General features: G+C 68.4%; 17 protein-coding genes and 1 pseudogene. 2 read left to right on the forward strand and 16 right to left on the reverse strand.

What is annotated here, in order from left to right; genetic code table 11:
• Window positions 1–25: 25 nt before the first annotated feature.
• The 4 genes from CAL29_RS19350 to CAL29_RS32075 all read right to left on the reverse strand — a co-directional run bounded on the left by CAL29_RS19350 (window position 26) and on the right by CAL29_RS32075 (window position 3,865).
• Entirely contained in the window at window positions 26–538 is a 513-nt protein-coding gene (locus tag CAL29_RS19350) for a hypothetical protein (RefSeq protein WP_143277704.1), read from the reverse strand.
• The gene (locus tag CAL29_RS19355) at window positions 525–1,799 is read right to left on the reverse strand and encodes a hypothetical protein (protein ID WP_143277705.1); all 1,275 of its coding nucleotides are present in this window, start codon (window positions 1,797–1,799) and stop codon (window positions 525–527) included. Before CAL29_RS19355 ends, CAL29_RS19350 begins: the two co-directional genes overlap by 14 nt.
• A 75-nt stretch (window positions 1,800–1,874) precedes the next feature.
• Window positions 1,875–3,569, reverse strand: coding sequence for a hypothetical protein (locus CAL29_RS19360; RefSeq protein WP_373559799.1), 1,695 nt, complete (start codon window positions 3,567–3,569; stop codon window positions 1,875–1,877).
• On the reverse strand, window positions 3,566–3,865 hold the full coding sequence (locus tag CAL29_RS32075) for a toxin co-regulated pilus biosynthesis Q family protein (RefSeq protein ID WP_256977856.1): 300 nt from the start codon (window positions 3,863–3,865) through the stop codon (window positions 3,566–3,568). Before CAL29_RS32075 ends, CAL29_RS19360 begins: the two co-directional genes overlap by 4 nt.
• On the opposite strand from CAL29_RS32075, the gene CAL29_RS32080 reads away from it, so the two are divergent.
• Window positions 3,858–4,301, forward strand: coding sequence for a hypothetical protein (locus CAL29_RS32080; protein ID WP_256977893.1), 444 nt, complete (start codon window positions 3,858–3,860; stop codon window positions 4,299–4,301). The genes CAL29_RS32075 and CAL29_RS32080 overlap by 8 nt on opposite strands.
• An 8-nt stretch (window positions 4,302–4,309) precedes the next feature.
• Here the strand turns inward: CAL29_RS32080 and CAL29_RS31645 are convergent.
• From CAL29_RS31645 to CAL29_RS19380, 4 genes and pseudogenes are all read right to left on the reverse strand, one after another.
• Window positions 4,310–4,621 (reverse strand): annotated as a pseudogene (locus CAL29_RS31645) (TrbG/VirB9 family P-type conjugative transfer protein); the annotation flags it as partial.
• Window positions 4,622–4,932: 311 nt separating this feature from the next.
• Complete coding sequence (locus tag CAL29_RS19370) at window positions 4,933–6,270, reverse strand: extracellular solute-binding protein (protein WP_094854679.1); 1,338 nt, start codon at window positions 6,268–6,270, stop codon at window positions 4,933–4,935.
• Window positions 6,271–6,274: 4 nt separating this feature from the next.
• Window positions 6,275–7,531 carry a D-amino acid dehydrogenase gene (locus tag CAL29_RS19375; protein ID WP_094854680.1) on the reverse strand — a complete coding sequence of 419 codons (1,257 nt, stop codon included), beginning with the start codon at window positions 7,529–7,531 and terminating at the stop codon, window positions 6,275–6,277.
• Window positions 7,532–7,761: 230 nt separating this feature from the next.
• Window positions 7,762–8,808 carry a CDP-6-deoxy-delta-3,4-glucoseen reductase gene (locus tag CAL29_RS19380; RefSeq protein ID WP_094854681.1) on the reverse strand — a complete coding sequence of 349 codons (1,047 nt, stop codon included), beginning with the start codon at window positions 8,806–8,808 and terminating at the stop codon, window positions 7,762–7,764.
• On the opposite strand from CAL29_RS19380, the gene CAL29_RS19385 reads away from it, so the two are divergent.
• Window positions 8,807–9,037, forward strand: coding sequence for a hypothetical protein (locus tag CAL29_RS19385; RefSeq protein WP_094854682.1), 231 nt, complete (start codon window positions 8,807–8,809; stop codon window positions 9,035–9,037). The two genes, CAL29_RS19380 and CAL29_RS19385, sit on opposite strands and share 2 nt — an antisense overlap.
• On the opposite strand, the gene CAL29_RS19390 is transcribed toward CAL29_RS19385, so the two are convergent.
• From CAL29_RS19390 to CAL29_RS19425, 8 genes are all read right to left on the reverse strand, one after another.
• The gene (locus CAL29_RS19390; RefSeq protein ID WP_094854683.1) at window positions 9,034–9,906 is read right to left on the reverse strand and encodes an MOSC domain-containing protein; all 873 of its coding nucleotides are present in this window, start codon (window positions 9,904–9,906) and stop codon (window positions 9,034–9,036) included. The two genes, CAL29_RS19385 and CAL29_RS19390, sit on opposite strands and share 4 nt — an antisense overlap.
• A gap of 201 nt (window positions 9,907–10,107) precedes the next feature.
• The gene (thpD, locus tag CAL29_RS19395; RefSeq protein WP_094854684.1) at window positions 10,108–11,031 is read right to left on the reverse strand and encodes an ectoine hydroxylase; all 924 of its coding nucleotides are present in this window, start codon (window positions 11,029–11,031) and stop codon (window positions 10,108–10,110) included.
• Window positions 11,032–11,061: 30 nt separating this feature from the next.
• Window positions 11,062–11,460, reverse strand: coding sequence for an ectoine synthase (locus CAL29_RS19400; protein WP_094854685.1), 399 nt, complete (start codon window positions 11,458–11,460; stop codon window positions 11,062–11,064).
• Window positions 11,460–12,764, reverse strand: coding sequence for a diaminobutyrate--2-oxoglutarate transaminase (gene ectB / locus CAL29_RS19405; RefSeq protein WP_094854686.1), 1,305 nt, complete (start codon window positions 12,762–12,764; stop codon window positions 11,460–11,462). The genes CAL29_RS19400 and ectB overlap by 1 nt, the downstream gene beginning before the upstream one ends.
• Before the next feature lie 190 nt (window positions 12,765–12,954).
• The gene (gene ectA / locus CAL29_RS19410) at window positions 12,955–13,500 is read right to left on the reverse strand and encodes a diaminobutyrate acetyltransferase (RefSeq protein WP_094854687.1); all 546 of its coding nucleotides are present in this window, start codon (window positions 13,498–13,500) and stop codon (window positions 12,955–12,957) included.
• A gap of 44 nt (window positions 13,501–13,544) precedes the next feature.
• Entirely contained in the window at window positions 13,545–14,093 is a 549-nt protein-coding gene (locus tag CAL29_RS19415) for a MarR family winged helix-turn-helix transcriptional regulator (RefSeq protein ID WP_094854688.1), read from the reverse strand.
• Between the two features lie 267 nt (window positions 14,094–14,360).
• Window positions 14,361–16,670 carry a DNA topoisomerase IV subunit A gene (parC, locus tag CAL29_RS19420; RefSeq protein WP_094854689.1) on the reverse strand — a complete coding sequence of 770 codons (2,310 nt, stop codon included), beginning with the start codon at window positions 16,668–16,670 and terminating at the stop codon, window positions 14,361–14,363.
• 142 nt (window positions 16,671–16,812) lie between these two features.
• Entirely contained in the window at window positions 16,813–18,774 is a 1,962-nt protein-coding gene (locus tag CAL29_RS19425; protein WP_179284111.1) for a DNA topoisomerase IV subunit B, read from the reverse strand.
• Window positions 18,775–18,820: the final 46 nt, after the last annotated feature.

Below are 18,820 nucleotides of genomic sequence, written 5' to 3' on the forward strand. Positions count from 1 at the left end.
GGTGGGGAGCGTCGCAGGAACATGGTCAATGCCTCCTGGCTTCCGGCGCCGCCCCGGCGTCCAGGCAGGCGATGCGCGCGCCGTCGCCGCCTTGCAGGTGCACGCACTCGCCCAGCACGGCCGCCAGCGCATAGACGCCCGCCCCGCCGCCGGGCGCGTGCTCGGGCCACCGCTGGTCCTTGCGATAGCGCGCGATCTGGCCGTTGATGCGCACATCCACATGCAGGCGGCGTCCGACGCCGTAGATGGCGGCGACGGCGACGCGATCGGCGTGGGCCGGTCCCCGCGCCGGCGCCGGTCCGGGCACGACGACGTCCACGCGGCCGCGATCAGCCGCCATGCCGCGGCGCGCGCGCAGCGCCGCCTCGGTCTCCGCCTGCAACAGCGCCTCCACGCTATCCGCGACGGGCCAAGCGCAGCCGGCATCCGGCGGCGGCGCGTCCGGCGCGGCGAAGACGGCCGCCGGCATCAACAGGACCGCGCATGGGCCCCATCGCCGCGCGCCATGCCGGCGCGGCAAGACTTCAATCCCTTTCATAGACCACTCCTTGCAATTGCGCCATCAACACGCTGCCCGCCGCCTCGGCGCGGCGGCCCGGCGTCAACGCCAGCGTGACCTCCTGCCAGGCCGCCTTCACGGGCGGCGCCTGGAACAAGGCATAGGAACGCAACGGGCCGTGCAGCGACACGGGACGCGTGTACAGGACAGGAAGCCCGGCCGGCCGCGGCAGCGGGTGTCCGGCCTCGTCCAGCGGCGCGTCCAGGGGCAGGACCGCGGGCGCTCCCAGCGAAATGCGTCCAAAAGCCGGTTGCAGCCTTTGCAACATGCTGCCCAGGCGGATATCGCCATCCCGCTTGCGGCCGAGCGCCGCGGGCTCCAGGCCGCCGCCCTGCCCGGCCGCCACCCGCCAGGACACGCGCGCCTGTTCCAGCCCCTCGAAATGCGGCCCGTCGAAGCCGGCCTGGCCGCGCGCCGGCGGCGCTTCCGCGAAACGCCGGTTGCTGCCGGCCGGACTGACGCGCCGGTAGCGCGCCTGGCATATCCACGCCCGCGCCTGCGCCGCGCATCGCGCCGACGCCAGGTCCCAGCCCTGCGTGTGGACGGGAAGCTGCCGCAACGACAGGAAAACCTTGCCCAGTCCCGCGCCGTCGTGCAAAGGCAGCGCGGCGGCCTGGCGCGCCAATGCCGCCCGCCACGCCGCCACCGGATCGGCCGCATGGGCGGCCTGCGGCGCCGGCCGCCCCCAGTAACGCCAGGCCTGCCACGCCGTGCCCGTCAACAGGCCGGCCGCCAGCAGCACGCCGAAACCGCGCGCGCCGCCGGGCGGCAACGCTGCCCAGGGGCTGAGACGCCACAGCGTGGTGGAAAGGCCGAGATCGGCCGCCAGCGCCGCCAGGTCGAGATGGCGCAGCGCCGCGGCCAGGCCGGGATAAAGGGCCTCCAGTTCGGCCAGGGCGGCCAGGGCCTGCTCCCGATCGGCATAGAGGCGGTCGGTGCGCGCCATGACGGCGCCGTCCTGCGTCGCCACCAGCCAGGCCCGGCCTGTCTCCATCACCAGCATCCCGGCCGCCGTTCCTTGCGGAAAGGACTGCGCGAAGGCCTGCGCCGCGCTATGGCAGGGACGCGGGCGGCCCCGCAGGCGCGTGCAGCCGACGGCGGCCGCCCGCGTCCCGCCATGCACGTAGTGCGTGGCGCGGACTTCACGGGCGCGCCGCCGCGCCAGCGCATCCGGCCGGCTGCCCACCAGCGGAAACCAGCGCATGCCGAACACCAGCGCCGCGCCATCCTCCAGATCCATCCTCAACGCTTCATCCACCGCTTGCACTTCGGCCTCCATGTATCCCTGGTGTCGTGTTTCGGAAGTTCGACACGTTCAACCTTCCTCGACCTGCGCGGTGACGATGACCACGGTGGTGCTGCGCCCGCTGGCCACCTGGTCGGCGCCGCCCAGCAGCAGCGGCGCGCGCGGGGCCAGCCGGCGCCGGTCGTACTCGTCCTGGCGGCGGTCGAAGCCCGAGATCACCATGGGCTCGCCGGGCCTCAGCGACACCTGCTGCACCATCCCGCTGCCGTCGATGGTGATCTGCTGCAATTCGATCTGGTGCTCGCGGCGGCCGAAGGTCAGGGTCTTGAGCGGCTGCGCCACCGTGTTGTCATAGGCGATGGACAACTGGATGCTGCCGTCGTCCTGCGCGTCGGGCACCAGCGTCAGGAAAGACCCGACGGTTTCCTGCTTCTGGCTGACCGACACGGCGGGCATCATGGCGCCCTGCCCCCTGCGGCCGCTGTCGCCGCTGCTGCCTTGCACCTGGTCGACGTAGGAGAAGGTCGTCCGCACGGCATGGGTGACCGGCCGCCGGTTGAGCGTGAGCACCGGCACGCTGCTGTGGCGCACGACCGTGCCGGTGGCGCTCAAGGCGCCGATCAGCGCTTTCGACGTGGCATAGGGTCCGTCCGCGACGCCCGCGTGCAATCGGCTGCCGGCCAGGGCGTCGGCCGCGCCGGCCGCCAGGGCCGCCGATGGCGAGGTGGCCGATATGGCGGCCCTCGCGCTGGTGAAGACAGCGCTCCAGTCGATGCCCGTGCGCGCCTGGTCCCGCATGACGATGGTGATTTCCTCGAAGACCAGGCGGATGCGGCGCGTCAGCGCCCGGTTTTCGCCGTCGAGGAAGCGCGCGACGCGATCGAGCGCTTCCGGCGTGTCGGTGACGATGATGGACGCGGCCGCCCCCGGCACCGCCGCCAGCACGCCGGCGCGGGTGAGAAAGGGTTCGAGACGCTGGCGCAAGGCCGATAGCGTGTCCTGCTCGCCCACCGACAAGGTGGTGTGCGAGGCGTTGTCGAAGCCCGCGCCGCGCGCCTGCCCCGTGCGCCCCAGCCGCGCCTCGGATTGCGCCGTGGGCGTCAGCGCATGGATGTTGAAGACCCGGGTTTCGGTGCGGAAGAACTCGATGGCGTTGTCCTGGTAACGCCAGAACACGCCCAGGCGCCAGGCCAGCATGTCCAGCGTGCGGGCCAGCGGCTGCGGGCCGCGCGGCGGCTCCGCGCGCGCCGGAAGTTCGGCGGTCATCGCGTTGGCGGCCTGGCTCAGGCGCGGCAGGAACAGGGACTGCGGCAGCAGGGCCTCCGGCCTGACGCGCACCGGCAAGCCGGTCGCATGCGCGATGCGTTGCGCCAGCACGGACAGGTCGGCGGCGCCGCCGGCGAACATGAGGGTCGTATCGACGTCGCGGCGCAGCGCGGGCGGCAGCTTGGCTTCGCGCGCCAGGGGGCGCGGCTTGCCCGCCAGCCAGGGTTTGGGAACCTCCTGCATCGCCTGGCGCCGCAGGACCTCCCGCTGTGCCGCGTCGGCCGCCGAGGCGCTCGCTGCCGGCGCGTCCATTCCCGCCCCCATGCCGGCCCTTGCATGGGCCTGGCGCGCCCGGTCGTGGACGGCGTCCAAGCGGGCCTGCGGCACGCAGGCCGTCAACGCAAGCACGACTGCGACGCCGCGTCCGCAAGCCAGTGTCCGAGTCCATTTCCCGGCGGATTCCAGAGCCTGCTCGCCCTTTCGTTTCCATGGCGTCATGTCATGGACTCCCTGGGCGCCGCGCGGTCGCAGGCTTGCGCCAGCGGCACCACGCGCAGGACGCGATTGGCGTAGAAGCAGGGTTGCAGCGGCCGTTCGGCCATCTCGGTGGCGCCGACCAGCGCCCGCACCGCGTGCTTGAAGTCATCGCCGAAACCCGCGCTGCCGGCCAGGGGGATGTCGACGTCGACGTCCCAATGCTCCGGCCCGAAGGTCCAGCCGGCCAGGCCTGCCCATCGGGCCAGGACACGCCGCAGATTGCCGTCGGCCAGGTCCGCGCTGAACGTCGTGGACATCCCCGCACGGACCGCCGCGTCCCGCGCCGCGCCTTGGCCCGCGGCCCTCGCCGATCGACTCGTCGCGTTCGTTTCGTGCCGCGGCCGCCCCGCGCTCGCCATCGCTGTCCGCGGAGATGCGGTGGCAGCTCCCGGCGAAACAGCCGCCTGCATCGTCGGACCTGAAAGCGCGCCGGTGGAGACCGACGAACCGGAAAATGCCGTATCCGAAGCCGCTGTCCCTGAAGCGATCGCCCCCGAGGCCGCCGCACCTGGAATCGCCGTATCCGAGGCCCTCTTATCCAAGGCCGTCGCATCCGACGCCATCGCGTCGAAGGCCCTCGCGCCCGAGGCCACGGCCTCATCGAATCGCGTCGCGACGTGCCGCCGCGCCACGGCTCGCAGCCGCCCGCCCCGCATGATCAGGGCCGGCCAGACGCCCTCGATCACCACATAGGGATCGCGGCGCAGATATGGAACGGGCCGCTCCCCGTCCCGCCCCACGGCGAAAATCGCGGGCAGCGCCTGCCCGGACGCGAAGTGCAGCCACGTGCGGCGCCCGTCGTCGAACACTTGCAATGGCGCGACCGTGCGTTCACCCGACAGCCGCCAATTGAAATCGTACGTGGCGTCCGGCGTCACTACATCCCGCGGCCCCCAGGATGGCGGCGCGCACGCGGCCACGCAGGGCAGGACCGCAAGACAAGCCGAAATTCGATGCACTGCGCGATGCATGGCGCCTCCACGCGATGCGCGCCGGAGTGGCGCGCGACACATGCATGGTGGCCCTGCCCCTCAAACCCCACAAGATCGACTTATACGAATGGATCTTCCAGTCACGGCCCTTCCGATCATGGACTTCCTGAGGAAGCGCAGGACAGGCGCAAAAAGAAAAAGACCTATGCTGACGCATAGGTCTTTGTTCAGAAGCAAACCCCATCACGGACACCGAGGAGCCGGCTTTGCCGGTCCGCCGGTGTCGCCCCCTTTGAGGGGGCCGCGCGCAGCGCGGTAGGGGGTGGGCCCATCCTTCCGGTCCGCCGGTGTCGCCCCCTTGAGGGGGCCGCGCTCCGCGCGGTACGGGGGGTCTACTTCTGTTCAGCGATCACCTTCGCCTGCGCCGCCGCGGAATTCAGCGCGGACATCGGCGGCACCTTGCCGTCGATGGCGTCATCCAGTTGGCGGCTCAGCACCGGCTCGATGCGGCTGTAGTTGTTCATGCGGAAGCCGCGGCCGGTCGGCGCGGGCTGCGTGCGCATGGCGGTGACGAACTGCTGCGCGCCCGGGATCTTGCTGTAGTAGGACACGTCCGACGCGCGGAAAGCGGCTTCGGTCAGCGGCAGGTAGCCCGTGGCCTGGTGCCATTCGGCCGCCACGACAGGCTTGGACAGCCATGCCAGGAAAGCCGCGGTGGCCTTGTCGGACGCCGCCGGGTGCCCTTCCATGGCCCACAGCGCGCCGCCGGTCACGAAGGGACGGCCGGCCGTCGGGGTGGCCTGCGGATAGTACGGCAGCGGCGCCACGCCGAAGTTCAGGCCCTTGGTGACGAGGAAGTCGCCGATCGCGCCCGAACCGGAGGTCAGCACGCCGCAGGTGCCCTTGGCGAACAACTGGTCGGCCTGGTCGCCCTCGCTATGCTGCGTGAACAGCAGGGACCGCTTCCAACTGGCCATCAGCGAAATATGGCGCATGTACAGCATGTCGAATTGCAGTTGCGGCGGCACCTTGGACTTGGTCGCTTCCAGCCCGTTGTTGTTGCTGGCGTAAAGCTGGTTGTTCACCGGCGCCAGGCTTTCCAGGTGCACCGTGACCTGGTCGCTGGTGGCGTAGGGGCAGTCCAGGTCGGCCTTGTCGCGCAGCTTGAGCAACTGGTCCTGCAGTTCGGCCCAGGTGCGGGCCGGCGCGTTGGGGTCCAGGCCCGCCTTCTTGTAGTAGGTAATGTTGTAGAACATCACCGGCACTTCGGCCATGAGCGGGAAGGCCAGCAGGCGGCCCTTGGCGTCGCGCGTGAAGCTGGTGGTGGCCGGCAGGAACCACGCGATGTCCTTGATCGGATACTTGGCCAGCAGCTCGTACAGCGGCTTGATGGACTTGTATTCCGCCACGGCTTCCGGCGAGCGGTCGTCGTCGAGCTGGATCAGGTTGGGCGTGCGCTTGGCCTTCACCGCAGCGCTGGCTTCCTGCTTCAAGGCCTGCGGAGAAGCGAAGCCGCGCAGCTTGACCTCGACGTCGCCCTGCTCCTTGTTGTATTGCTTGACCAGTTTTTCCAGCTCGGCCTGGTTGGCACTCGTCAAGGTATGCCAGACCTCGATCTGTACCGGCGCGGCGTGGGCCACGCCGCCAATCAGCAGCGCAGCCCCGAATACCCAGGCACGCCCCGTGGCGCGCACGACATGGGCAGGACTCATCTGTTGCAGTTTTTTCATAGGTCTAGATACCAAGAAAAGGAAATGCCGGCTCTGGCCGGGAACCATGGATCAAATCGGCCAAAGCCCGGCCCGAACCCACCCCCATGGTCCAGCCCAGCGTTCCATGGCCCGTGTTCAGGTACAGGTTGGAAATGCGGGTCCGGCCGATCAGGGGCACGTTCGACGGGGTGGCCGGGCGCAAGCCCGACCAGTAGCTGACGCGATCGAAATCGAGCGCATCGGGAAAGAGGTCGCGCGCCAGGCGCGTCAGGGCTTCGCAACGCGCCGGATTGAGAGCGCGGTCGTAGCCGGAAAGTTCCGCCGTTCCCGCCATGCGCAGGCGGTCGCCCAGGCGCGAGAAAACCACCTTGTGGCCGCTGTCGGTCAGGCTGACCGAGGGCGCGCCGGCGGCGTCCAGCACCGGGAACGTGGCGGAGTAGCCCTTGGCGGGATAGACGTTGCAGGCAACGCCCAGCGGGCGCACCAGCAAGGGCGTGAAGCTGCCCATGGCGACGACGAACGCATCGGCGTCGAGCCGGCCATAGGCGCCGTCGGGCGAAATGGTCTCCGCGCCCGACACGGCGCCGCCGGCGGTCAGCAGGCGCGTCACCGTGGTCGAATAGCGGAACTCGACGCCTTCGGCCTCGCACCGGCGCGCCAGCGCCACGGTGAACAGGTGGACGTCGCCGCTTTCGTCTTCCGGCGTGTAGTCGCCGCCGACGATGCTGCCGCGCTGCCGCGCCAGCGCGGGCTCGATGGCGATGACTTCGTCGCTGGTGAGGATGCGGCGCTCGACGCCGAGATCGCGCATGACGCCGGCCGCCTTCTGCGACAGTTCGAACTCCTCGCTGTCGCGATAGAAGTTCAGGATGCCGCGTTCGAGGTGGTCGTACTGGATGCCCAGTTCGGCGCGCATTCCGCGCAGGGTCGCGCGGCTGTATTCGGCCAGCCGCACCATGGCGCGGATATTGGGCGCGAAGCGTCCCGGCAGGCATTGGCGCAGGAAAGCGAGGCCCCAGGCCCATTGATGCACGTCCAGCCGCGGCCGGAACAGCAGCGGGGAGTCATCGCGGAACATCCACTTGAGCAGCTTCAGGGGCGCTTGCGGGTTGGCCCAGGGTTCGGCGAAGGAAACGGAGATCTGGCCGCCGTTGGCGAAACTGGTTTCCTGGGCGGGCCCGGGCTGGCGGTCGACCACGACGACGTCGTGACCGAGGCGGCGCAGCCACCAGGCGGTGGAGGTGCCGATGATGCCACTACCCAACACCGCAATTTTCATTCGCTAAGGGCCTTTGATACTGAAAACGCACGGGACGCGGCCGGCGGCCGCCGCGAGGCGAATCGAGTGATTCCGGAATCGCGAGTGTACCCTGGCTGGATACGCCTGCCAGCCGGGGCCCAGCGCCGGAAGATCACCTTGTTACATAAGACACACGGCGGCCGGATCGAGCAAGATCTGACGTGTTGCGTAACGCCTTAAGGACCGCACAAGCCACCTGACAGGCCGCCTTACGGGCGAGCCTGCGCCAGGTCCGCTTCCGACGTGAAGGCGTCGGCGTAGAACTCCTCGGCCGGCAGGCCGCACTGGGCGCTGAACTGGCGCCGCGCGGCGTCGACCATGGGCGGCGCGCCGCAGGCATAGACCTGGTGGCCGGAAAGGTCGGGCAGGTCCTGCATGACGGCCTCGTGCACGAAACCCGTGCGGCCGCTCCAGCCGTCTTCCGGCAAGCCGTCGGAGATGACGGGAATGAACTGGAAATCGGGGATGTTGGCGGCCCACTCCGCGGCCATCTCGCTCATGTAGAGATCGCGCGGGCGGCGGCCGCCCCAGTACAGGCGCACCGGACGCGCGATCTGCTTGTGCCGCATGTGCTCGACCATGGCCTTGATGGGCGCGAAACCCGTGCCGCTGGCCAGGAAGACGATAGGCTTGTCGCTGTCCTCGCGCAGGAAGAAGGATCCGAACGGACCCTCGATGCGCAGGATCTCGCGTTCCTTCATCTGCGTGGCGCCCGCGCCGAACACGTGATCGGTGAAGTAGCCGCCCGGCATGTGGCGGATGTGCAGTTCCAGCGGGCTGCCCGCGTGCGGCGCCGTCGCCATCGAATAGCTGCGGCGCCGGCCTTCCTTGAGGATCAGTTCGATGTACTGACCGGCGTAGAAGCGGAATTCCTCGGCCGCGGGCAGTTGCAGCTTGAGCACGGCCACGTCTTCGCCCAGGCGCTGGATGGAGATCACGCGCGAGGGCAGCTTGCGGATCTGGATGTCGCTGGCCAGGCGCACCTCGGCCGACTCGACCAGCAGGTCGGACGACGGCCGCGCCTGGCACAGCAGCGTATAGCCGGCCGCCATTTCCTCCGGCGCCAGGACCTGGGCCGGATAGGGGCCCGCGTCATATTCGCCGGAAATCACCTTGCCCTTGCAGGTCGAGCACGCGCCGCTGCGACAGCTATAGGGAAGCACGATGCCCGCCGCCAGCGCCGCGTCGAGCACGGTCTGGCCGCTTTCGATGGGGAATTGATGCTGGCTGGGGGTAAGGGTGACCTGAAAACTCATGGTGGACGATCTGCCTATGGACGAGGCCGGCGCGAACCCGGGGACGAACCCGGGCCTGCCGGAGGAGTACGGAGCAATTGCCGTTCGATTGATCGACGTCGATCAGTGGGGCATTTTAGTGGTTTTGCGGATACGGGTCGGCGCGCGCGGGGCGGCGCCTGCCACCATGGGACGGGGTCCGGAGAATCCAGGACGCCGCGCGGGCCCGGACGGCGGGCTGAAAATCTAAAAATCGAATTCGACCTCGACCGCGTCGCCGACGCGCAGCACGGCCCCGGCCGGCGCGGCCACGATGGCGTTCTGTCCGAACACCACGCCCGGCGCCAGCATGCGCGTGGCCGCCAGGGTCAGCCCAGGCTCGTCGCGGCGCTGCCCCGTGGCCTGGTCGACGTCGGGAATGGCGCAGCGCGTGCAGGGCTTGACCAGCGCCATGCGCACCGCGCCGGCCGCGAGCGAGGCGATATGGTCTTCCTCGTAGGCCTGCAGTCCGCCCTCGATGACGATGTTGGGCCGGAAGCGGTCCATCGGCACCGGCGCCGCGCCCTTGGCGGCGAGCCGGGCGTTGAGTTCGTCCAGCGAAGCCTGGTTGGCGATCAGCAAGGGAAAACCGTCGGCGAAACCGAACAGATTGCGCTCCCGGTAATGCGGGGCGTCCTGCGGATGGCGTTGCAGCCAGCCGCCGACCCATTCCGCGCTAGCCGAACGGCGGGCGCTGGCCACGTCGATGCGGAAGAGTTCACAGGGCTGCTGCAAGTATCGGCTGAACCATGCGGCCGCCGCCTCCCCTTCGCGCCGAGCGGGCATGGTGTCGCGCCACACCGTCACGGCTTGCGCCTCGCCGCGCAGGCCGGAACCATCCAGCGCGATCGCCAGGTCCGGCATGCCGGGGGCGGACAGGCGCAGATGCGCGTCGTCCAGGACGGTGCGCACCAGGGCCATGGCGGGCAGTTGCCGCTGCGTCAGGAACTGGCCGCCGGAAACCACCAGCCAGCGCCGGTCGTAGGCCAGGCCCGCCTCGTCGATGGGCGAGGCGGACAGGTCGATGCCGGCACAGGATTTCACCGGATAGATGTGCAGGCTGCGGATGCGGGAGGACATGGGAGAAGCGCCAGGGTCGATGCCGGAACAAGGGAAGCAACGGGGGAAGCAAGGGCGGGGAAGCAACGGCGCCAGGATACAAGAAAACGGCAAGGAAAACGGCAGAGAAAACGGCAAAAGAAAACGGCGCGTGCCAGGCACGCGCCGTCCGTCCTTGCGCCCGCGCCGAAGGCGGCGCGGACCGGCCTTATCGGACCGGCCTCATTCCACCAGCTTCAACTTGTCCAGCGGCTTCAGGGCCTTGATCCCGGCACGGGTGGCGATGTGCTCGGGACGCGGCGCCAGGCCGTACTTGGGCGGCATCAGCGCGTTCTCGATGCTGTTGTAGACCGTGAACACGTTGGCCCGCGGCCAGGGCGAGATATTGCTGTTGGACCCGTGCATGGTGTTGCAGTCGAAGAAAATCACCGACCCGGCCTTGCCGGTCATGGGACGGATGCCGCCCTGCTCCACCAGCAGTTGCAGGCTGACGGGATCCGGCACGCCGTACTCCTGTTTTTTCAGCGACTGCTTGTAGTGGTCCTGCGGCGTCTCGCCCACGCAGGAAACGAAGTGCCGGTGCGAGCCCGGAACCAGCATCAGCGGACCGTTGCAGGCATTGTTGTCGCTCAGCAGCACCGTGCAGCTAAGCGCGCGCATGGCGGGCATGCCGTCTTCCACGTGCCAGGTTTCGAAGTCCGAATGCCAATAGAACTCCTTGCCCTTGAAGCCCGGCTTCATGTTGGCGCGCGACTGGTGCACATAGACCTCGGAGCCGAGGATCTGCCGCGCCACGTTGATCAGGCGCGGATCGCGCACCAGGCGCGAGATCATGGCGCTGAGCGTGTGCACCATGAAAATGGAGCGCACCGCGTCGCTGCCCGGCTCGGTGATCGACTCCTCGCGGCGCACGATCGCCGGGTCGCGCGACATGCGGCCGATCTCGGCCAGGATGGCGGCGACCTCGTCTTCCGGCAGCAGGTTTTCCAGCATCAGGAAACCGTCGCGGTCATAGTCCCGCAACTGGTCGGCGGACAGCGCATCGGCATAGCGGCCGTCCCCGTGGATGACGGGATCGTGGCGCGCCACGATGGCCGACATGCGGTCGGTGCGCGAGGCGTATCTGTCTTTCGCGGGTAAATTCATCCAGCGTCCTCCTGTTCGTTCGAGCCGCGCTCAAGCCGCTTCGGCGACCGGCAGGGGATACACGCCCTTGGCGTCGTGCACTTCCTGGCCGGTCAGCGGCGGGTTGAACACGCAGATGACGCGCAGCGGCGTTTCGCCGCCGCACAGCCAGTGCTCGTCGTTTTCATTCAAGGCGTAGACCACGCCCGGCGACAGCCTGTGCTTCTTGCCGTCGGCCACGGTCTCGACGTGACCATCGCCCTCGACGACCCACACCGCCTCCAGGTGGTTCTGGTAGTGGATGTGCGTGCGGGTGTGCGGGAAGATGGTGGTCTCGTGGAAGGAGAAGCCCATGCCGTCCTTCTTCAGCAGCACGCGGCGGCTCATCCAGGTGTCGGTGCGGACCTCGTCCTTGGTGCCGATGACATCTTTGACGTTGCGAACGATCATTAGCGTTTTCCTCCAAATTTCAGGATGCGGGCGGAATGCCCGGATTCGGTCAGCGCGTCGGCCACGCTGGCCTCGATGGCATCGAGGCCGCGCTGCAGCAGTTCGTCCTCGATGGTGAGCGCCGGCAGGAACTTGAGCACTTCGTCCTGCGCCCCCGACGTCTCGATGACGACGCCGCGCTCGAAGGCCTTGCGGGCGATGGCGTTGGCCAGTTCCGGCGCGGCGGTGGACACCAGGCCCTGGATCAGGCCGCGGCCGCGCACGGCCAGGCCGGAACCGGGGTAGCTGTGCGCCAGGTTCTCCAGCCAGTCGCGCACCAGGCGCTCCTTGCGCTGGACGTCCTGGGTGAAGGCGTCGTCGCTCCAATAGGTGCGCAGCGCCGCCGCGGCGGTGACGAAGGCCAGGTTGTTGCCGCGGAAGGTGCCGCTGTGCGCGCCCGGCTTCCACACGTCCAGTTCCGGCTTCATCAGCACCAGCGACATCGGCAGGCCGAAGCCCGACAGCGACTTCGACAGCGTGATGATGTCGGGCTGGATGCCGGCGCTTTCGAAGCTGAAGAAGCTGCCGGTGCGGCCGCAGCCGACCTGGATGTCGTCGACGATCAACAGCATGTCGTGGCGGCGGCAGACCTTTTCCAGCTCCTTGAGCCAGCGCAAGGTCGCGACGTTGACGCCGCCCTCGCCCTGCACGGTCTCGACGATCACGGCGGCCGGCTTGTCGGTGCCGCTGCTCGGGTCGTCCAGCATCTTCTCCATGTAGGCCATGGTGTCGACGTCGGGGCCGAAGTAGCCGTCATACGGCATGAAGGTGGTGTTGCCCAGCGCGTAGCCCGCGGCGTCGCGGAACTTGGCGTTGGCCGTGGCGCCCAGCGAGCCGCCGCTGACGCCGTGGAAACCGTGGGTGAACGAGATGATGTTCGAGCGGCCCTTGACCTGGCGTGCGATCTTCAGCGCCGCTTCCACCGCGTTGGTGCCGGTGGGACCGGTGAACTGCAGCGTGTAGCGCCACTTGCGCGGCTGCAGCAGCACCTGGTCGACGGACTGCAGGAAGCGCTTCTTGGCGCTGGTGGCCATGTCCAGGCCATGCACCACGCCGTCGGCGGCCAGGTACTCCAGCAGCTCGGATTTGAACAAGGGATTGTTGTGGCCATAGTTCAGCGTGCCCGCGCCGCTGAAGAAGTCGATGTATTCGGCCCCGTCCTCGTCGATCAGCAATGAGCCTCGCGCCTGGCTGAAAATCACCGGAAAGGACCGGATGTAGCCACGCACCTCGGACTCCATGCGATCAAAGATTTTCAAGTCCATATACTTTTCTCCTCATTGTGGTTGACTGGCGGCCGGCCGCGAACACGGCCGGCCATGGCGTCTTCGAAGGACCGCTGGGCGGTCCGTTCAAATGGGTCGGAAAACCCGGTCAAGAAACCCGGCGGCATGCGCGCGGGCCTCACGATGGCGCCGGTGCGGACCCGCATGGCCCGCGCCGTGCCGTTCGTTGCTAGGCCGCGACGGGAATGGACGCGAAAGGTCCTATCCGCAACAGCATTTCGTCGTCGTGGTCGCCGTCATGGCCGAACAGTTGCTTGCCGAACAAGGGCTGTTCGGCCACGTGGGCGCCCAGGCCCGAAGCCAGGCCCGTGAAGGTGCGCCGCGACGGCTGGTTGTCGGGACCCACGGTGGTCTCCAGTTGGCGGATGTGCGCCAGTCCGGGACGGCCCAGCAGATGGCGCAGCATGGCGCCGGCCAGGCCATGGCCGCGCGCGCGCTCATGCACGGCGACCTGCCAGATGAACAAGGTATCCGGCGACGTGGGAGGGATGTAGGCGGAGACGAATCCGTCGATATTGCCGCCGCCGCTCTCGGCGACGACGCAGGTATCGGGAAAGTGCTCGCAAAGGAGCAGATAAGCGTAGACCGAGTTCAGGTCCAGCGGGGGACATTCGGCAATCAAGCGGTGGATGACCGCGCCATCCACGGGGCGGGGGCGCCGCAAGGCGTGCGCCGGCCGTTGCTGGGTGGTGAGGGTGTCGTCGATGGAAGCGATAACGGGTTCCTTTCAATCAATCGGAAATCGGTTGCGGGCGCGGTTCAGACCACCAGCCCGGATTCGGGCGCGGGCCCCGCGGCGGGGATCTCGAGGATGGCCGTCCCACCGTCGCCATGCGGTTCCGGCGGCGCGGCCTGGCCGCCCTGCTCCATCAGCGCGACGATGCGCTCCAGCGACAGGGTGATGGTGGCCTGTTCCAGTTCCGGCAAGGCGTTCAGCGCCTCGGCCAGGTGTTTCTGCAGCGGCGACGGCGCCGCTTCGGCCAGCGCCACGCCGGCCGGCGTGGCGGTGACGAATACCGTGCGGCGGTCCTCGCGGCTGCGCTCGCGGCGCACCAGCGCCTTGTCTTCCAGGCGGTCCAGGATGCCGACCACGGTGCTGGGGCTGACGTGGATCTCGCGGCTGATCGCGGTGGCCGTGATGGGGCCGGAGGCGATGACCGTGCGCAAGCACATCAACTGCGGCGCGGTGATATGGCTGACGGCCGCCAACTGCCGCGAATGCAGGGCGATCGAACGCGTGATCCGGCGCAGGGCGCGGAGGATGCGCAAATCGTATTGCTGGGCGGTGGCCGTTGCGGAAGTACTCATAGGGGCTTTGCCTCGAAGGCTGGGACGCCGATAAAAAATCAGGGGTGAAATCAGTCTTGTTGAATTGATTTCAGTACGAATTATATCGGCGCAAGGGATCAGGAGAAATAAAAAATGTAAAACCCGGTTGCGAGCGGAGCCTGGCGACCCTGCGACGACCTCTTTAATACGCGACGTTAGGGCCTTTTCAAAGAAATAGGCAACAAAAAAGCCCGACCGATGCGCCAAGCGTCACATCGATCGGGCTTTTTGTTCCGTCGTAGGCCGTTACAAGACCGGGGACAGCACCGGCTGTTTGGGCCGCACGTCCAGTTGGAGCCCCTTGCGGGCCCGCTTGCCGACATAAGGCTGCAGGCTGGCCCCGGCCAGGATGTCCTCGGTCTGCCTGTTGCGGTACATGCCGACCGCGCGCAGGCCGGCCGGTCCCACCGGCACGGTCTGCGCCACCTTGTCGCTGCCGTCCAGGCCCATGAGGATGGTGCCGCGGCCGCCGGCGGCCAGGACCTTGACCTCGTCCAGGCTGAACACCAGCAGCTTGCCCTTGGTCGACAGCAGCGCCAGTTGCGTGGCGCCGGCGAACAGGGGCACCGGTCGCAGCAGCACGTCGCCCGCTTCCAGCGTGATGAACTGCTTGCCGGCGCGCTGGCGGCTGCTCATGTCGCCCAGCTTGGCGACGAAGCCGAAGCCGCCCTCGGTGGCGAACAGCCAGCGGGAATCCGGCGCCGCGGCGATCATGTGGGTGATGCGGGTGCCGCTGGCCAGGTCGATCATGGTCGTCACCGGCTGGCCGTCGCCGCGCGCCGACGGCAGCGACGCCACCGCCACGCTGTAGGCGCGGCCGTTGTCGCCCAGCGCGATCAGCGTATCCGTGGTGCGGCATTCGAAGGCGCCGTAGAGATCGTCGCCCTGCTTGAAGGAGAACTGCGCCACGTCGTGCCCATGGCCCTGGCGCGCGCGCAGCCATCCCTTCTGCGACACGATGACCGTGACCGGCTCGTCGACCACGCGGGTCTCCACCACGGCCCGCTCGGCCACTTCGATCAGCGTCCGGCGCTCGTCGCCGTACTGCTTGGCGTCGGCCTCGATCTCGCGCACGATGGTGCGCTTCAGCGAGGACGGGTTGTCCAGCAACTCCTGCAGCTTGGCCTGTTCCTCGCGCTTGTCGGCCAGTTCCTGTTCGACCTTGATGCCATCCAGGCGGGCCAGTTGGCGCAGGCGCATTTCCAGGATGTCCTCGGCCTGGCGCTCGCTCAGCTTGAAGCGGGCCATCAGCGCCGCGCGCGGCTCGTCGGCCTCGCGGATGGTCTGGATGACTTCGTCGACGTTGAGGTAGACGACCATGCGCCCTTCCAGCACATGGATGCGGTCGATGACCTTGTTCAGGCGATGGCGCGTGCGGCGCGTGACCGTGTCGGTGCGGAAGGCCAGCCACTCGGCCAGGATGGCGCGCAGCGGTTTCTGGCGCGGCCGGCCGTCGGTGCCGATGCACACCAGGTTGATCGGCACGCTGCTTTCCATGCTGGTCTGCGCCAGCAGGATGTTGACGAACTCGTCGCGGTCCACGCGCGAGGTCTTGGGCTCGAAGACCAGCCGCACCGGCGCGTCCTTGCCCGACTCGTCGCGCACGGCGTCCAGCAGGCCCAGCATCAGGGCCTTGGATTGCTGTTGCTCGGGGGTCAGGCTCTTCTTGCCGGCCTTGACCTTGGGATTGGTGATTTCCTCGATTTCCTCCAGCACGCGCTGGCCGGAAGCGCCCGGGGGCAGTTCGTTGACCACCAGTTGCCACTGGCCGCGCGCCATTTCCTCGAAGGTCCAGCGCGCGCGCGCCTTCAGCGAGCCGCGGCCGACGCTGTAGATCTGCGCGATGTCCTGCGGCGACGTGATGATCTGGCCGCCGCCGGCGAAGTCCGGGCCCGGCAGCAGCTTGTACAGGTCTTCGTCCGGCAGGGCGGGATTCTTCAGCAGCGCCACGCAGGCCTGGGCGACCTCGCGCAGGTTGTGCGACGGAATTTCCGTGGCCATGCCCACGGCGATGCCGGAAGCGCCGTTCAGCAGCATCATCGGCAGCCGCGCCGGCAGCATCTGCGGCTCCTGCTGGCTGCCGTCGTAATTGGGGATGAAATCGACGGTGCCTTCGTCCAGCTCGTCCAGCAACAGCCGCGAGATGGGCGTCAGGCGGGCCTCGGTGTAGCGCATGGCGGCGGCGTTGTCGCCGTCGCGCGAACCGAAGTTGCCCTGGCCGTCCACCAGCGGGTAGCGCAGGGAGAAATCCTGCGCCATGCGCACCATGGCGTCATAGGCCGCCTGGTCGCCGTGCGGATGGTATTTACCCAGCACGTCGCCCACCACGCGGGCCGACTTGACGTGCTTGGCGGTGGGCCCCAGCCCCATGGCCTGCATGGCGTAGAGGATGCGGCGCTGCACCGGCTTCTGGCCGTCGCCGACGTCGGGCAGCGCGCGGCCGCGCACCACGGAGACGGCGTAGTCCAGGTAGGCCTGCTCGGCGTACAGGCCCAGGGTGATGGCCGTGTCGCCCGAGGGCGGCTCGAACAGGCCGGGTTGATTGCTATCGGTCATAAGTTTCGCGAGCCGTGGCCGGCTCCAGCATCGATTCGTTCAAATTCAATTTCGCTTCGCGCTTTGTCTGCGCTCCCCTGCCCCTGCTGCCCCGGAGAGGGTAGGAAAGACAAGGGGGAAGGCAAAGGCGCGGCGCCGGGCGTCAGATATCGAGTTCGGCGAGATTGCCCTTTTCCTCGATCCAGCTCCGGCGCTGCGACGATTCGCCCTTGCCCATGAGCATGTCGAACATGCGCGTGGTGTCCTCGGCGGTCAATTCGCCATAGCCCACCGGCAGCAGGCGCCGGGTGTCCGGGTTCATGGTGGTTTCCCACAACTGCTCCGCGCTCATTTCGCCCAGGCCCTTGAAGCGGCTGATGCTCCAGGCGCCTTCGCGCACGCCTTCCTTGCGCAGCTTGTCCTGCACCGCCTCCAGCTCCCCGGCGTCCAGGCAGTAGACCTTGCGCGGCGGGCGCTTGCCCTGGGCCGGCACGTCCACGCGGAACAGCGGCGGCTTGGCGACATAGACGTTGCCGGCCTCGACCAGCTTGGGGAAATGCCGGTAGAACAGCGTCAGCAGCAGCACCTGGATGTGGGAGCCGTCGACGTCCGCGTCGGAGAGGATGCAGATGCGGCCGTAGCGCAGACCGGACAGGTCCGGCGTGTCGTTCGGACCGTGCGGGTCGACGCCGATGGCCACCGAGATGTCGTGGATTTCGTTGTTGGCGAACAGGCGGTCGCGCTCGACCTCCCAGGAATTCAGCACCTTGCCGCGCAGCGGCAGCACGGCCTGGAATTCCTTGTCGCGCCCCATCTTGGCCGAGCCGCCGGCCGAGTCGCCCTCCACCAGGAAGACCTCGGTGCGGGAGGCGTCGCTCGACTCGCAGTCGGTCAGCTTGCCGGGCAGCACCGCCACGCCGGAACTCTTGCGCTTTTCGACCTTCTGCGCGGACCGGGCGCGCGCCTGGGCCTGGCGGATCGCCAGCTCGGCCAGCTTCTTGCCGTATTCGACGTTGCTGTGCAGCCAGAGATCCAGCGCGCCCTTGGCGAAGCCGCCCACCAGGCGCACGGCGTCGCGGCTGTTCAGGCGTTCCTTGATCTGGCCCTGGAACTGCGGGTCCAGCACCTTGGCCGAGAGCACGAAGCTGGCGCGAGCGAAGACGTCTTCCGGCAGCAGCTTCACGCCCTTGGGCAGCAGGCTGTGCAATTCCGCGAAGCCCTTGACCGCGCCGAACAGGCCCTCGCGCAGGCCCGATTCATGGGTGCCGCCGGCGGGCGTGGGGATCAGGTTGACGTAGGACTCGCGCACGACGTTGCCGTCCTCGGCCCAGGCCACCGCCCATTGGGCGCCCTCGCCCTCGGCGAAGCTTTCGTGGTCGGCGCCGGCGTACTGGGCGCCCTCGAACATGGGCACCATCAGCTCGGCGCCGCCCAGGGCCTCGGTCAGGTAGCCGCGCAGGCCGTCCTCGTACAGCCAGGTCTTGACCTCGCCGGTCTTCTCGGTGGTCAGGGTGACCTTGACGCCGGGCAGCAGCACGGCCTTGCTGCGCAGCAGGTGGGTCAGCTCGCCCAGCGGGATATGCGCGGTATCGAAGTACCTGGCGTCCGGCCAGACGCGCACCCGCGTGCCGGACTTCTTGCGCGCGACGCCGGTGAACGGCGCCAGCGGCTCGGCCACGTCGCCGTCGCGGAAGACCATGCGGTGGATGCCGCCGTCGCGCCAGACCGTGACCTCCAGGCGGGTGGCCAGGGCATTGGTGACCGAGACCCCGACGCCGTGCAGGCCGCCGGAAAAGGCGTAGGCGCCGCCGCCCTGCTTGTCGAACTTGCCGCCGGCGTGCAGGCGGGTGAAGACCAGCTCGACCACGGGCGCGTTTTCTTCCGGGTGCATGCCGACCGGGATGCCGCGGCCGTCGTCCTCCACGGAGACGCTGCCGTCGGTGTGCAAGGTGACCTGGATGTGCTTGCCGTTGCCCGCCAGGGCCTCGTCGGCGGCGTTGTCGATGACTTCCTGCACGATGTGCAGCGGATTTTCGGTGCGGGTGTACATGCCCGGGCGTTGCCGCACGGGCTCCAGGCCCTTCAGGACCCGGATCGACGACTCGGTGTAACGTGGTGTGGCCAAGTTATCCCCAACATCTGTGGAAAAAAACCGACATTTTACGGAAAGG

Origin of the sequence: Bordetella genomosp. 10, from assembly GCF_002261225.1 — a bacterium.
Classification (GTDB): domain Bacteria; phylum Pseudomonadota; class Gammaproteobacteria; order Burkholderiales; family Burkholderiaceae_B; genus Bordetella_C.

Excerpts from the sequence above, each read along its gene's own strand:
- CAL29_RS19350 (WP_143277704.1), bottom strand. The coding sequence starts at position 538 with ATGAAAGGGATTGAAGTCTTGCCGCGCCGGCATGGCGCGCGGCGATGG.
- CAL29_RS19355 (WP_143277705.1), bottom strand. The coding sequence starts at position 1,799 with ATGGATCTGGAGGATGGCGCGGCGCTGGTGTTCGGCATGCGCTGGTTT.
- CAL29_RS19360 (WP_373559799.1), bottom strand. The coding sequence starts at position 3,569 with ATGACGCCATGGAAACGAAAGGGCGAGCAGGCTCTGGAATCCGCCGGG.
- CAL29_RS32075 (WP_256977856.1), bottom strand. The coding sequence starts at position 3,865 with ATGTCCACGACGTTCAGCGCGGACCTGGCCGACGGCAATCTGCGGCGT.
- CAL29_RS19370 (WP_094854679.1), bottom strand. The coding sequence starts at position 6,270 with ATGAAAAAACTGCAACAGATGAGTCCTGCCCATGTCGTGCGCGCCACG.
- CAL29_RS19375 (WP_094854680.1), bottom strand. The coding sequence starts at position 7,531 with ATGAAAATTGCGGTGTTGGGTAGTGGCATCATCGGCACCTCCACCGCC.
- CAL29_RS19385 (WP_094854682.1), top strand. The coding sequence starts at position 8,807 with ATGGTGGACGATCTGCCTATGGACGAGGCCGGCGCGAACCCGGGGACG.
- CAL29_RS19380 (WP_094854681.1), bottom strand. The coding sequence starts at position 8,808 with ATGAGTTTTCAGGTCACCCTTACCCCCAGCCAGCATCAATTCCCCATC.
- CAL29_RS19390 (WP_094854683.1), bottom strand. The coding sequence starts at position 9,906 with ATGTCCTCCCGCATCCGCAGCCTGCACATCTATCCGGTGAAATCCTGT.
- thpD (WP_094854684.1), bottom strand. The coding sequence starts at position 11,031 with ATGAATTTACCCGCGAAAGACAGATACGCCTCGCGCACCGACCGCATG.
- CAL29_RS19400 (WP_094854685.1), bottom strand. The coding sequence starts at position 11,460 with ATGATCGTTCGCAACGTCAAAGATGTCATCGGCACCAAGGACGAGGTC.
- ectB (WP_094854686.1), bottom strand. The coding sequence starts at position 12,764 with ATGGACTTGAAAATCTTTGATCGCATGGAGTCCGAGGTGCGTGGCTAC.
- CAL29_RS19415 (WP_094854688.1), bottom strand. The coding sequence starts at position 14,093 with ATGAGTACTTCCGCAACGGCCACCGCCCAGCAATACGATTTGCGCATC.
- parC (WP_094854689.1), bottom strand. The coding sequence starts at position 16,670 with ATGACCGATAGCAATCAACCCGGCCTGTTCGAGCCGCCCTCGGGCGAC.